11 protein-coding genes are annotated in these 12,134 nt (G+C 66.6%); all 11 read left to right on the forward strand.

The features are described 5' to 3' along the window. The first annotated feature begins 20 nt into the window (after positions 1-20). The 11 genes from nuoL (at position 21) to DWA33_RS00260 (ending at position 12,067) form a co-directional block, all read left to right on the forward strand. A complete protein-coding gene (gene nuoL, locus DWA33_RS00210) occupies positions 21-2,123 on the forward strand; it encodes an NADH-quinone oxidoreductase subunit L (RefSeq protein WP_114356115.1) in 2,103 nt (700 codons plus the stop codon). Next, positions 2,124-3,641 carry an NADH-quinone oxidoreductase subunit M gene (locus DWA33_RS00215; protein WP_167443092.1) on the forward strand — a complete coding sequence of 506 codons (1,518 nt, stop codon included), beginning with the start codon at positions 2,124-2,126 and terminating at the stop codon, positions 3,639-3,641. Between the two features lie 19 nt (positions 3,642-3,660). Further along, positions 3,661-5,100, forward strand: coding sequence for an NADH-quinone oxidoreductase subunit NuoN (gene nuoN, locus DWA33_RS00220; protein WP_114356116.1), 1,440 nt, complete (start codon positions 3,661-3,663; stop codon positions 5,098-5,100). Continuing rightward, positions 5,101-5,907 (forward strand): biotin--[acetyl-CoA-carboxylase] ligase, encoded by an 807-nt coding sequence (locus DWA33_RS00225; protein WP_114356117.1) that lies wholly within the window; start codon positions 5,101-5,103, stop codon positions 5,905-5,907. Continuing rightward, positions 5,907-7,577, forward strand: a complete 1,671-nt coding sequence (locus tag DWA33_RS00230) for a ribonuclease J (protein ID WP_114356118.1) — start codon at positions 5,907-5,909, stop codon at positions 7,575-7,577. Before DWA33_RS00225 ends, DWA33_RS00230 begins: the two co-directional genes overlap by 1 nt. A gap of 38 nt (positions 7,578-7,615) precedes the next feature. Then, complete coding sequence (gene mce / locus DWA33_RS00235) at positions 7,616-8,020, forward strand: methylmalonyl-CoA epimerase (protein ID WP_114356119.1); 405 nt, start codon at positions 7,616-7,618, stop codon at positions 8,018-8,020. 4 nt (positions 8,021-8,024) lie between these two features. Continuing rightward, positions 8,025-8,306: a DUF1467 family protein gene (locus tag DWA33_RS00240; RefSeq protein ID WP_114356120.1), complete on the forward strand. Its 282-nt coding sequence runs from the start codon at positions 8,025-8,027 to the stop codon at positions 8,304-8,306. A 573-nt stretch (positions 8,307-8,879) separates the two neighbouring features. Then, on the forward strand, positions 8,880-9,284 hold the full coding sequence (locus tag DWA33_RS00245) for a hypothetical protein (RefSeq protein WP_114356121.1): 405 nt from the start codon (positions 8,880-8,882) through the stop codon (positions 9,282-9,284). Positions 9,285-9,405: 121 nt separating this feature from the next. Then, positions 9,406-9,945, forward strand: coding sequence for a copper chaperone PCu(A)C (locus DWA33_RS00250; protein WP_114356122.1), 540 nt, complete (start codon positions 9,406-9,408; stop codon positions 9,943-9,945). Continuing rightward, positions 9,945-10,472: a YcnI family protein gene (locus DWA33_RS00255; protein ID WP_114356123.1), complete on the forward strand. Its 528-nt coding sequence runs from the start codon at positions 9,945-9,947 to the stop codon at positions 10,470-10,472. Before DWA33_RS00250 ends, DWA33_RS00255 begins: the two co-directional genes overlap by 1 nt. Next, positions 10,469-12,067, forward strand: a complete 1,599-nt coding sequence (locus DWA33_RS00260) for a copper resistance CopC/CopD family protein (RefSeq protein WP_147270209.1) — start codon at positions 10,469-10,471, stop codon at positions 12,065-12,067. The genes DWA33_RS00255 and DWA33_RS00260 overlap by 4 nt, the downstream gene beginning before the upstream one ends. Positions 12,068-12,134: the final 67 nt, after the last annotated feature.

Raw genomic sequence — 12,134 nt, forward strand, 5'->3', positions numbered from 1 at the left:
CGGAGGCTGAAGGCGCGCGCATGATCCAGGCTATCGTATTCCTGCCGCTGGTCGGCGCGCTGATCGCCGCCGTCATTGCGCTGGTGGGCGCCCATGCCCGCAACCCGAGCGGCGATACCGTCGAGCATCACGACGATCACGGCCACGGGCACGACGCCCATGGCCACGCTGCGCACGGCCACGACGCCCACGCGCATGCGGCGCACGGTCATGACGACCACGCTCACGACGACCATGCCCACGGCCCGGTCGAGCCGGCCGCGGCCGGCTCGCGGCTCGCCGAGATCGTCACCACGACGCTGCTGCTGATCTCCTGCGCGCTGTCTTGGGTGACGCTGGTCGACGTCGGTTTCATGCACCACGACTCCCGTGTGGCGCTGTTGCCGTGGATCAATTCCGGCGAGCTGCAGGTCGCCTGGGCGCTGCGGGTCGACACCCTGACGGCGGTGATGCTGGTGGTGGTGACGACGGTGTCGTCGCTGGTCCATCTGTATTCGATCGGCTACATGCACGAGGATCCGCACCGGCCGCGGTTCTTCGGCTACCTGTCGCTGTTCACCTTCGCGATGCTGATGCTGGTGACCGCCGACAATCTGCTGCAGCTGTTCTTCGGCTGGGAAGGCGTCGGCCTCGCCAGCTATCTGCTGATCGGGTTCTGGTACCAGAAGCCGTCCGCCAACGCCGCCGCCATCAAGGCCTTCGTGGTCAACCGCGTCGGCGACTTCGGGTTCCTGCTCGGCATCTTCGCGGTGTTCGTGCTGGTCGGTTCGACCGACTTCGACACCATCTTCGCCGCCGCCCCGGACCTGACCGGCAAGACCATCAACTTCTTCGGCTGGAACGCCGACGCGCTGACGCTGGCCTGCCTGCTGCTGTTCATGGGCGCGATGGGCAAGTCGGCGCAGTTCCTGCTGCACACCTGGCTGCCGGACGCGATGGAAGGCCCGACCCCGGTGTCGGCGCTGATCCACGCCGCCACCATGGTCACCGCCGGCGTGTTCATGGTGGCGCGGATGTCGCCGCTGTTCGAGCTCGCCCCGGATGCCCAGGCCGTGGTGATGTTCTTCGGCGCCACCACCGCGTTCTTCGCGGCGACGATCGGCCTCGTTCAGAACGACATCAAGCGGATCGTGGCGTATTCGACCTGCTCGCAGCTCGGCTACATGTTCGTGGCGATGGGGGCGGGTGCGTATTCGGTGGGCATGTTCCACCTGTTCACTCACGCCTTCTTCAAGGCGCTGCTGTTCCTGGGCGCCGGCTCGGTGATCCACGCGATGCACCACGAGCAGGACATCCGCAACATGGGTGGCCTGAAGGACCGCATCCCGTTCACCTACGCGGTGATGCTGATCGGCACCCTGGCGCTGACCGGCTTCCCGCTGACCGCCGGCTACTTCTCCAAGGACGCGATCATCGAGGCGGCGTTCGTCTCGAAGAACCCGCTGGCGTTCTACGGCTTCGTGATGACCGTGGTGGCGGCGCTGCTGACCTCGTTCTACTCCTGGCGCCTGGTGTTCAAGACCTTCCACGGCCAGCCGCACGATCGCAAGCACTACGAGGCGGCGCACGAGAGCCCGCTGGTGATGACGATCCCGCTGTTCGTGCTGGCGTTCGGTGCGCTGGCGGCCGGCTACCCGTTCAAGGAGCTGTTCGCCGGGCACGGAGTCGAGGAGTTCTTCCGCTCGTCGCTGAAGATGCACCCGCACATCATCGAAGAGATGCACCACATCCCGGCGTGGATCGCGCTGCTCCCGACGGTGATGATGGTGGTCGGCTTCCTGGTGTCTTGGTTCTTCTACATCCGGCGCCCGGATATCCCGGTGGAGCTCGCCAGCCAGCATCGGCTGCTCTACAACTTCCTGCTCAACAAGTGGTACTTCGACGAGCTGTACGAGGTGATCTTCGTGCGTCCGGCGAAGTGGATCGGCCGGCAGCTCTGGAAGAAGGGCGACGGCATGCTGATCGACGGTCTCGGCCCCGACGGCATCTCGGCCCGGGTGCTCGACGTCACCCGCGGCGTGGTGCGGATGCAGACCGGCTATCTCTATCACTACGCGTTTGCGATACTGATCGGCGTGGCCGGTCTGATCACCTGGTTCATACTCGGCTTGGGGGGCCGGTAAATGTCGGCTTCGATCATGACCTGGCCGATCCTGTCGGTCGTCACCTTCCTGCCGGTGCTGGGTGCCGCGCTGGTGTATCTGGCGCGCGGCGAGGACGAGGCGGCGCGCCGCAACGCCCGCTGGATCTCGCTGTGGACCACGCTGATCACCTTCGCGGTGTCGCTGCTGCTGGTCTGGCACTTCGATCCGGCCAATCCGGGCTTCCAGTTCGTCGAGAAGGCGCCCTGGCTCGGCGATACCATCACCTACCACTTGGGTCTCGACGGCATTTCGCTGCCGCTGGTGATCCTGACCTCCGCGATCATGCCGTTCTGCATCATCGCGAGCTGGCGCTCGGTGACGGTGCGGGTGCGCGAATACATGATCGCGTTTCTGATCCTCGAAACGCTGATGATCGGCACCTTTTCGGCGCTGGATCTGGTGCTGTTCTATCTGTTCTTCGAAGGCGGCCTGATCCCGATGTTCCTGATCATCGGCATCTGGGGCGGTCCGCGCCGGGTGTACGCGTCGTTCAAGTTCTTCCTGTACACGCTGCTCGGCTCGGTGCTGATGCTGCTGGCGATCATGGCGCTGTACTGGAACGCCGGGACCACCGACATTCCGACGCTGCTGCGGACCTCGGTGCCGAGCGGATTGCAGACCTGGGCGTGGCTGGCGTTCTTCGCCTCGTTCGCGGTGAAGATGCCGATGTGGCCGGTGCACACCTGGCTGCCGGATGCGCACGTCGAAGCGCCGACCGCGGGCTCGGTCGTGCTCGCCGCGATCCTGTTGAAGATGGGCGGCTACGGCTTCCTGCGGTTCTCGCTGCCGATGTTCCCGGACGCTTCGGCTTATTTCGCGCCGCTGGTCTACACCCTGTCGGTGATCGCGATCATCTACACCTCGCTGGTCGCGCTGATGCAGGAGGACATCAAGAAGCTGATCGCGTACTCCTCGGTGGCGCATATGGGCTTCGTCACCATGGGGATCTTCGCCGGCACCACGCAGGGTGTCGCCGGCGCTGTGTTCCAGATGGTCAGCCACGGCATCGTCTCGGGCGCGCTGTTCCTCTGCGTCGGCGTGGTCTACGACCGGATGCACACCCGCGAGATTGCCGCCTATGGCGGCTTGGTCAACCGCATGCCGCTGTACGCGCTGGTGTTCATGGTGTTCACCATGGCCAATGTCGGCCTGCCGGGGACCTCCGGCTTCGTCGGTGAGTTCCTGACGCTGCTCGGCACCTTCCGCGTCAACGTTCCGACCGCGACTTTGGCGACCACCGGCGTGATCCTGTCGGCCGGCTACGCGCTGTGGCTGTACCGCAAGGTGGTGTTCGGCGCGATGACCAAGCCGTCGCTCGCCACCATCAAGGATCTGACCTGGCGCGAAGGTCTGATGATGGCGCCGCTGCTGGTGGCGACGATCCTGTTCGGCTTCTATCCGAAGCCGGTGCTCGACATGTCCGCCGCGTCCGTCCAGCAACTCGTCAACAACTACGCCGCCGCCGTGACTGCCGTGAAGGCAGCGGCGCTGCCTTGACCGGCAAGGACCGATCCAGATGAACTTTGAAACAGCCGGCTACCCGCTGCTGCCGATCCTTCCGGAACTCGTGCTGGTCGTCGGGGCGATGCTGCTCCTGATGCTCGGCGCCTATCGCGGGCCGAAGGCGACCGGCACCGTCACGGTGCTGGCGATCCTGCTGCTGCTCCTCACCGGCGCGCTCGAACTGTTCGCATTGCCCGCCGGCAAGCTGGTCACCTTCGGCGGCAGCTTCATCGTCGACGACTTCGCCCGCTTCCTCAAAGTGCTGGCGCTGCTCGGATCGGCGGTGACGCTGGTCCTGTCGCTCGAAGTCCTGACCGATCCGTCGCGGCGGATGTTCGAATACGCCATCCTGGTGCTGCTGTCGTCGGCCGGCATGCTGCTGCTGATCTCGGCCGGCGACTTGGTCATGCTGTATCTCGGCCTCGAGCTGATGAGTCTGGCGCTTTACGTGGTGGCGGCGAGCAATCGCCAGGACGCCAAGTCGAACGAAGCCGGCATGAAGTATTTCGTGCTCGGCGCGCTGTCGTCCGGCATGCTGCTGTACGGCGCCTCGCTGATCTACGGCTTCACCGGCACGGTGCAGTTCGCGGGCATTGCGGCTGCGGCCAAGGACGGCAATATCGGTCTGGTGTTCGGTCTGGTGTTCCTGCTCGCCGGCCTGTGCTTCAAGGTCTCGGCGGTGCCGTTCCACATGTGGACGCCGGACGTTTATGAAGGCGCGCCGACCCCGGTCACCGCGTTCTTCGCCTCGGCTCCGAAGGTGGCGGGCATCGCGATCTTCACCCGCGTCACGCTGACCGCGTTTCCGAGCATCGCGCCGCAGTGGCAGCAGATCGTGATCTTCGTGGCGATCGCCTCGATGGCGCTCGGCTCGTTCGCGGCAATCGGGCAGAAGAACATCAAGCGACTGATGGCGTATTCGGCGATCGCCAATATCGGTTTCGCGCTGGTCGGTCTGTCGGCCGGCACGGTCGAAGGCGCGCAGGGCGTGATCGTCTACATTTCGATCTACGTCGCGATGACGCTGGGCGCTTTCGCGGTGATCCTGGCGATGCGCCGCAACGGCCTGCACGTCGAGAACATCAGCGACTTCGCCGGCCTGTCGCGCACCAATCCGCCGCTGGCGTTCTTCTTCGCGATGCTGCTGTTCTCGTTCGCCGGCATTCCGCCGCTGGCCGGCTTCTTCGCCAAGTTCTACGTCTTCATGGCCGCGATCAAGGCCGGCATGTTCGCGCTGGCGGTGATCGGCGTCGTCACCAGCGTGGTGGGTGCCTACTATTACCTGGCGATCGTCAAGACGATGTATTTCGACGAGCCGGCCGCGGGCGTCGATCCGGTGCGGCCGGAGCTGCGCAGCGTGTTGATGGTCGCCGGTCTGTTCAACATGCTGTTCTTCATCTATCCGGCGCCGCTGGTGAACGCGGCGACGGCAGCCGCCAAATCGCTGTTCTGAATGGCGGCGCTGCATCTCGGATCCAAGGCGGCAGCGGCGGGCTATCGGCTCGCCGCTTTCGATTCAGTGGGCTCGACCAACGCCGAGGCGCTGAGCCGGGCGCGGGGCGGGGAGGCGGGACCGATCTGGTTCGTCACCACCGAGCAGACCGCCGGTCGCGGCCGGCGCCAGCGCGCCTGGGTGGCGCCGCGCGGCAACCTCGCCAGCAGCGTTCTCGAAGTGATGCGGGTGCCGCCCGGCACCGCCGCGACGCTGGGCTTCGCCGCCGGGCTCGCGCTCGAAACCGCGTTGCAGCAGGTCAGCCTGGAAGCGCGGGCGCGTTCGGGCACCGATTTCGGTTTCCGCCTGAAATGGCCGAACGACGTGCTGGCCGCGGGCAAGAAGCTCGCCGGCATTCTGCTCGAAGCCGAGAATGTCGGTGGTCGCCTCGCCGTGGTGGTCGGCATCGGCACCAACGTGATTGCGGCCCCGACCGAGACACCGTATCCGGCCGTGTCGCTGCACGATCTCGGCATTTCGGTCAGCGCCGAGGATCTGTTCGCAGCGCTGTCCGATTCCTGGACAGAACTGCGCGGGATCTGGGATGACGGTCGCGGCTTTCCCGAGATTCGCCGGCGCTGGCTGGAGCGCGCCGCCGGTCTCGGCGAGCCGGTGTCGATCCGCTCCGGCGACGGCGCGCTCGAGGGCGTGTTCGACAGCATCGACGATACCGGCTGTCTGATCGTGCGCACCACCGACGGAAGAAGGGTGCCGGTTTCGGCCGGTGACGTGTATTTCAAGGGCGTCGCATCAATGGGAGCGGCGTGATGGCGCGTCCGGACGAGTTTACATTTGCGCCGCTCGGCGGCGTCGGCGAGATCGGCATGAACCTGTCGATCTACGGCCTCGGCAACCGCACGCAGCGGAGCTGGCTGGCGGTCGACCTCGGCGTATCGTTCGGTGACGAGGAGCATCTGCCCGGCATCGATCTGATCATGCCGGACATCCGCTTCCTGGAAAAAGAGAAGAAGAACCTGGTCGGGCTGGTGCTGACCCACGCCCACGAGGATCATTTCGGGGCGATCATCGATCTGTGGCCGAAGCTCGGCTGCCCGATCTACGCCACCAAGTTCAGTGCCTCGCTGTTCGCCGCCAAGCTCGCGGCCGAGCGTACCACGCTGAAGATTCCGATCACCGAAGTGCCGTCTGGCGGCACGATCAATCTTGGACCGTTCAGCGTCGAGTTCATCCCGGTGGCGCATTCGATTCCGGAGAGTCACGCGCTGGCGATCCGCACCTCGGTCGGCACCGTGCTGCACACCGGCGACTGGAAGATCGATCCGACCCCTGTGGTCGGTGCGCCGACCGACGAGGCGCGGCTGCGCCAGCTCGGCGACGAAGGCGTGCTGGCGCTGATCGGCGATTCCACCAACGCGGTGCGTGACGGCCGCTCGCCGTCCGAGACCGAAGTTGCCGCCTCGCTTGCCGGGCTGATCAAGTCGGCCAAGGGCCGCGTCGCGGTGACGACGTTCGCCTCCAATGTCGGCCGCATCCGCGCCGTGGCCGATGCCGCCAAGGCGGCGGGACGCGAGGTCGTGCTGGTCGGCCGCGCGATGGACCGCGTCACGCAGGTGGCGCGCGAGACCGGCCATCTCGACGGCGTGCAGAGCTTCCGCGGACCCGAATATTACGGGCATTTCCCGCCCGACAAGGTGCTGGCGCTGTGCACCGGCAGCCAGGGCGAGCCGCGCGCCGCGCTGGCACGGATCGCACGCGATGATCATCCCGAGGTGACGCTCAACAAGGGCGACTGCGTGATCTTTTCGTCGCGCACCATTCCCGGCAACGAGAAGGCGGTCGGCGGCATCATCAACGGGCTGGTGACGCAAGGCATCGAGGTGATCACCGATCGCGATCATCTGGTCCACGTCTCCGGCCATCCGCGCCGCGACGAGCTGCGCGAGATGATCTCCTGGGTGCGGCCGCAACTGCTGATCCCGGTGCACGGCGAGGCGCTGCATCTCAACGAGCATGCCAAGCTGGCGCGGCAGATGGGCGTCCCCAAGGTGATGGTCTGCCGCAACGGCGACCTGATCCGGCTCGGCCCCGGCGAACCGGCGGTGATCGATCAGCTGCCTTCCGGTCGGCTGTACAAGGACGGCACCATCCTCGAGCAGGATAGCTCGCGCGCCGTGGTCGAACGTCGCAAGATGGCGTTCGCCGGTTGCGCCTTCGTGGCGCTGGCGCTGACCGAAGCAGGGGAGCTTGCCGACGATCCCGAGGTCGAGCTGGTCGGGATTCCGGAGAACAACACCGCCGGCGAGCCGATGGATGACATCGTGTTCGATGCGATCGTCTCCACCGTCGAGGGACTGCCGCGGGCGCGGCGGCGCGATCCGGACGCGGTCGCGGAATCGGTGCGACGCACGGTCCGCTCGATCGTCCAGATGGAATGGGGCAAGAAGCCTTTGTGCACGGTGCACGTGCTGAGAGTTTGAGATAAACACCATAAGAACACGACAACAGAGAGGGTGACATGCTCGGACGGCTCAACCACGTGGCGATCGCGGTGAAGGATGCGGTGCAGGCCGCGAAGGTGTACGGCGCCGGATTCGACGCGGCGATCTCGGATGCTGTGCCGCTGCCGGAGCACGGCGTCATCACCGTGTTCGTGACGCTGCCGAACACCAAGATCGAGTTCATCCAGCCGCTCGGCGAAGCCTCGCCGATCGCCAAGTTTCTCGAGCGCAATGCCGACGGCGGCATCCACCACGTCTGCTACGAAGTGCCGGACATCATCGAAGCGCGCGACCGCCTGACCAAGGAAGGCGCGCGCGTGCTCGGCGACGGCAATCCGAAGATCGGCGCGCACGGCAAGCCGGTGCTGTTCTTCCATCCGAAGGACTTCTCCGGCGCGCTGGTCGAGATCGAACAAGCCTGAGCCGATGATCTCCCAGATCGCCGGGCTGCTCGCGATCTACTTCGTGCTGTGGTGGATCGTATTGTTCGTGACGCTGCCGTTCGGCGTGCGCAGCCACGCCGAAAGCGATGGCGAGGGGGCGGCGCCCGGTACCGATCCCGGCGCGCCGGTCGCGCCGCTGCTGGCGCGCAAGGCGCTGTGGACTACGCTGATCTCCGCCGTGATCTTCTCGGTCGCACTATACGCGTATCGCTCCGGCTGGCTGGGCATCGATCGTCTCGCCAAGCTGATGAATCTGCCGTTGTAGCGGCTGAGCAGCGCGCAACGCGACGCTGTCGAGGCGCGGACTGATTGCAGCGCGATTCCCATGTGTGCACGCACGATTCGCCGAGAGGTGTTTCGTTACGTTCGCTCAGCCGACGACACTCGTCATCAAACGAATCACTCTGCCAACAGTTGTTGTTGGATGGCTTCGCCGCGCGCGAGTGACGCGCTTGGCGATTCGTACAATGAAAAATAGTGCCGAGACGACGCTGAAAAAGAAAAAGCAGGGCGCGACGCCCTGCTGAAAAACTTGTCGACCCTATGATTTTCCCGAATACTTGTTGATTTGGTTGGCCGGGCGACGCTCATTGGTGAACGTCAGGGTTCCTCCCGAGACTTGGACCACTCAGACCTTCGCCGCTGAGGCTTAGCCTGTGGTTGTATTGGTAGCGTATCCGGGGCGGTTTGTCATCATTCACGGCAACGAATGTTCAAATTTAAGGCAAGACGTGAAATGAACGAAAACTTGCCACCTGCATTCGCTTGGCGGTTTCGTTTGGCGCACTTGGCTTAGTCGTGCGATGGTAGAATCCTGAAGCCGGCGCAGCGGACCTGCATGATAATTCATCAGCCCACCCCCTTGATCACGCTGCTTCGCGCTTTCGGGCCGGCGATGCTGGTCGGCGTTGTGGTGCTGGTGCAGGTGCTGGCGCCGATCGGGGTGGTTCGCTTCATGGCCGGCGCGATCGCCGATCCGGTCGGCGCGGCGCCGCATTGCGCGGCGTTGGCACAGCCGGGGCAGGCTTCGGATACCGCCCCGACCGGCCATAATGTCGGCTGCTGCGTGATCTGTTCGCTCGGGCTCGGTAGCGCGCCGGCGCTTCCGCCGCAGGACGTCGTCGCGGCGCGGTTTGCCCAGGCGGTGATCTGGCACCTTGTGGGTGCAGCGGCCGTCGACGCCGGGCAGTTCGTTCATGCTCAGGCACGGGCGCCACCTGCATTGGCTGCGGCCTTTGCCTGATCGCGGCATCCGCCGCTCTCTTCCTTGCGACCCTCGCTCGACGGCGCGTCGCCCTGCATCCGGGGAACGCGGCTGCCGGAGCGTTCGTTCTCCACTCCTCAACCGACAGAAAGACCCACCCATGAACAAGCTCATCCGCAGCGTCGCGTCGATCGCCGTCGCCACCTTGCTGTCCACCGCCGCGGTCCAGGCCGCCGAGGTCAAGGCCGGCGATCTGGTGATCAGCCAGTCCTGGAGCCGCGCCACCCCGGGCGGCGCCAAGGTCGCCGGCGGCTTCCTGACGATTCAGAACAAGGGCAGCAGCGTCGATCGCCTGGTGTCCGGCACCGCCGACATCGCCGGCAAGGTCGAGATCCACGAGATGTCGATGGACAACGGCGTGATGAAGATGCGCCCGCTCGACAAGGGGCTGGCGATCGAGCCCGGCAAGACCGTGACGCTGATGCCGGGCAGCTACCACATCATGCTGATGGACCTGAAGGGCCCGCTGAAGCAGGGCGACAAGGTGCCGGTGACGCTGCAGTTCGAAAAGGCCGGCAAGGTCCAGGTGACGCTCGACGTCGAAGGCGTCGGCGCCAAGGCGCCCGGCGACACCGGCGGCAGCATGATGAAGATGGATCACGGCACCATGGACCACAGCGGCCACGGGATGAAGAAGTGATGCGATCCCGATCCGTATCGGCAGCGGCGGCCCTCGTGGCCGCCGCTCTGGGCGCCGGTCCAGCGCTGGCCCATGTCACGCTGCAGCCGAACAAGGCTGTGGCCGGCAATTACTTCCAGGCGGCGCTCAGCGTGCCGCACGGCTGCGACGGCAGCGCAACGCTCGCGGTGCGGGTCAAAATTCCGGACGGCGTGCTGTCGGTGAAGCCGCAGATGAAGCCGGGCTGGTCGGTCGAGATCAAGACCCGCAAGATCGCGGGCGAACAGCCGAAGCTGCACGGCAAGACCATCACCGAAACCGTCGACGAAGTAACCTGGCGCGGCGGCCCGCTCCCGGATAATCTCTACGATACCTTCGGCCTGGTGATGAAACTGCCAGACGCTGCCGGCAAGACGCTGTACTTCCCGGTGGTGCAGGAATGCGAGAAGGGCGTTTCGCGCTGGATCGAGATCCCGGCCGCTGGGCAGAAGGCGGACGCCCTGCACGAGCCGGCCCCGGCGCTGCGGCTCGAGCCGAAGGTGCCGTGACGGCGGCTCGCCGACAGACGCGCAGCCGCGGGCGTTGGCTGGCCTGGATCACGGTGATCGCCGTGATGCTGTGGCCGGCGCTCGCGGCCGCGCATGCCAGCCTGGTCTCCAGCGATCCCGCGGCAGATTCGGTGCTGGCGACGGCGCCGCATAGCTTCACGCTGACCTTCAACGAACCGGTGACCGCGCTGCGGCTGCAACTGATCGATCCGCGCGGCCGGAGCCATCCGGTCAGCGCGATCGACCAGGACGGCGCGACGCTGCGCTTCAAGCCGCCGGCGCCGCTGGGTGAGGGCGCACACCTGCTGAGCTGGCGGGTGTCGTCCGCTGACGGCCATCCGATCGGCGGAGCGCTGACGTTCTGGATCGGCACGCCCGGCCAAAGGCTGCCGGCCATCGAGGTGCCCGACGATCCGATGCGTCGCACCGCGATCTGGCTGACTAGGATTGCGTTCGAGCTGACGCTGCTGATGGCGGTCGGCGGCGCGGCATTTCTCGGCTGGGTCGCCGCAGCCCCGTCGCGCGGTGCACGGGCCGGCTGCGCCGCCGTCGCGCTGCTTGGTCTCGCTGCGCTCACTCTCTCGGTCGGCCTGCAGGGGCTGGACGTGCTCGACCTGCCGCTTTCCCGGATCGGCGAGGCTGCGGTATGGCGGGCCGGCGGGTCCGGCTCGTTCGGCGACGCCGCGGCGCTGTCCGGCATCGCATTGATGGTGGCGCTGCTGTCGCTGCGCTGGCGCGGCTGGAATGCGCGGCTGCTGTCGCTCGGCGCGGTGGCTGGACTGGGGACGGCGTTCGCGGTCAGCGGCCATGCCGCCACGGCCGAACCGCGCGCGCTCGCATCCGCCGCGGTGTGGGTGCATGGCGTCAGCCTCGCGCTGTGGATCGGCGCGCTGCTGCCGCTCGCGATCGCGATCGGCAAGCGCGACACGGCGCCGGCGACGCTGCGGCGGTTCTCGCGCACGATCCCGCTGGCGATCGTGGCGCTGCTGGTCAGCGGCGTGGCACTGGCCGCGATCGAACTCGGAACGGTCGATGCGCTGTGGCAGAGCGATTACGGCCGGGTGCTGCTCGGCAAGCTGGCGCTGGTGCTCGGACTGCTCGGCCTGGCGCTGTGGAACCGGGTCCGGTTGACGCCGCGTCTGATGGCGGGCGACGCGGCCGCGGTGCGGACGATGCGGGCCAGCATCTTCGCCGAGCTGATGCTGGTGATCGCGATTCTCGGCGTGGTCGGTCTGTGGCGGTTCACGCCGCCGCCGCGCAGCGGCGCCGCCGTGGCCGCGGACGTCGTGCACCTCCATGGCGAGCGGGCGATGGCCACGGTCACGCTGACGCCGGCCCGTGCCGGTCCGGTGCAGATCGAGGTGCTGCTGCAGACCGCCGACGAGGCGCCGCTCGCCGCCCAGGCGGTCACGGTGACGCTCGCCAATCCCGACGCTGGCATCGAGCCGCTCAGCGCCGCAGCGCAAAGGACGGCGGAGGGGCCGTGGCGGACGCGCCTGACCGCCCCGGTGCCCGGGCGGTGGACGCTGACGCTGGGGGTGCTGATCTCGGACTTCGAGAAGGTGAACCTCGAAGCCCCGATCGTGATTCGATAGTCGGGTGCCGAGCACCTGGCCGCCGTGCTAGGACCGCGTCCGGCCTGCGCCGCAGCGCGGCGAATCC

This window comes from Rhodopseudomonas pentothenatexigens, assembly GCF_900218015.1.
In the GTDB taxonomy this organism is placed as follows: Bacteria; Pseudomonadota; Alphaproteobacteria; order Rhizobiales; family Xanthobacteraceae; genus Rhodopseudomonas; species Rhodopseudomonas pentothenatexigens.

Bases quoted from the DNA above. Each gene is read 5' to 3' on its own strand.
- nuoL (WP_114356115.1), top strand. From the start codon at position 21: ATGATCCAGGCTATCGTATTCCTGCCGCTGGTCGGCGCGCTGATCGCC.
- DWA33_RS00215 (WP_167443092.1), top strand. From the start codon at position 2,124: ATGTCGGCTTCGATCATGACCTGGCCGATCCTGTCGGTCGTCACCTTC.
- nuoN (WP_114356116.1), top strand. From the start codon at position 3,661: ATGAACTTTGAAACAGCCGGCTACCCGCTGCTGCCGATCCTTCCGGAA.
- DWA33_RS00225 (WP_114356117.1), top strand. From the start codon at position 5,101: ATGGCGGCGCTGCATCTCGGATCCAAGGCGGCAGCGGCGGGCTATCGG.
- DWA33_RS00230 (WP_114356118.1), top strand. From the start codon at position 5,907: ATGGCGCGTCCGGACGAGTTTACATTTGCGCCGCTCGGCGGCGTCGGC.
- mce (WP_114356119.1), top strand. From the start codon at position 7,616: ATGCTCGGACGGCTCAACCACGTGGCGATCGCGGTGAAGGATGCGGTG.
- DWA33_RS00240 (WP_114356120.1), top strand. From the start codon at position 8,025: ATGATCTCCCAGATCGCCGGGCTGCTCGCGATCTACTTCGTGCTGTGG.
- DWA33_RS00245 (WP_114356121.1), top strand. From the start codon at position 8,880: ATGATAATTCATCAGCCCACCCCCTTGATCACGCTGCTTCGCGCTTTC.
- DWA33_RS00250 (WP_114356122.1), top strand. From the start codon at position 9,406: ATGAACAAGCTCATCCGCAGCGTCGCGTCGATCGCCGTCGCCACCTTG.
- DWA33_RS00255 (WP_114356123.1), top strand. From the start codon at position 9,945: ATGCGATCCCGATCCGTATCGGCAGCGGCGGCCCTCGTGGCCGCCGCT.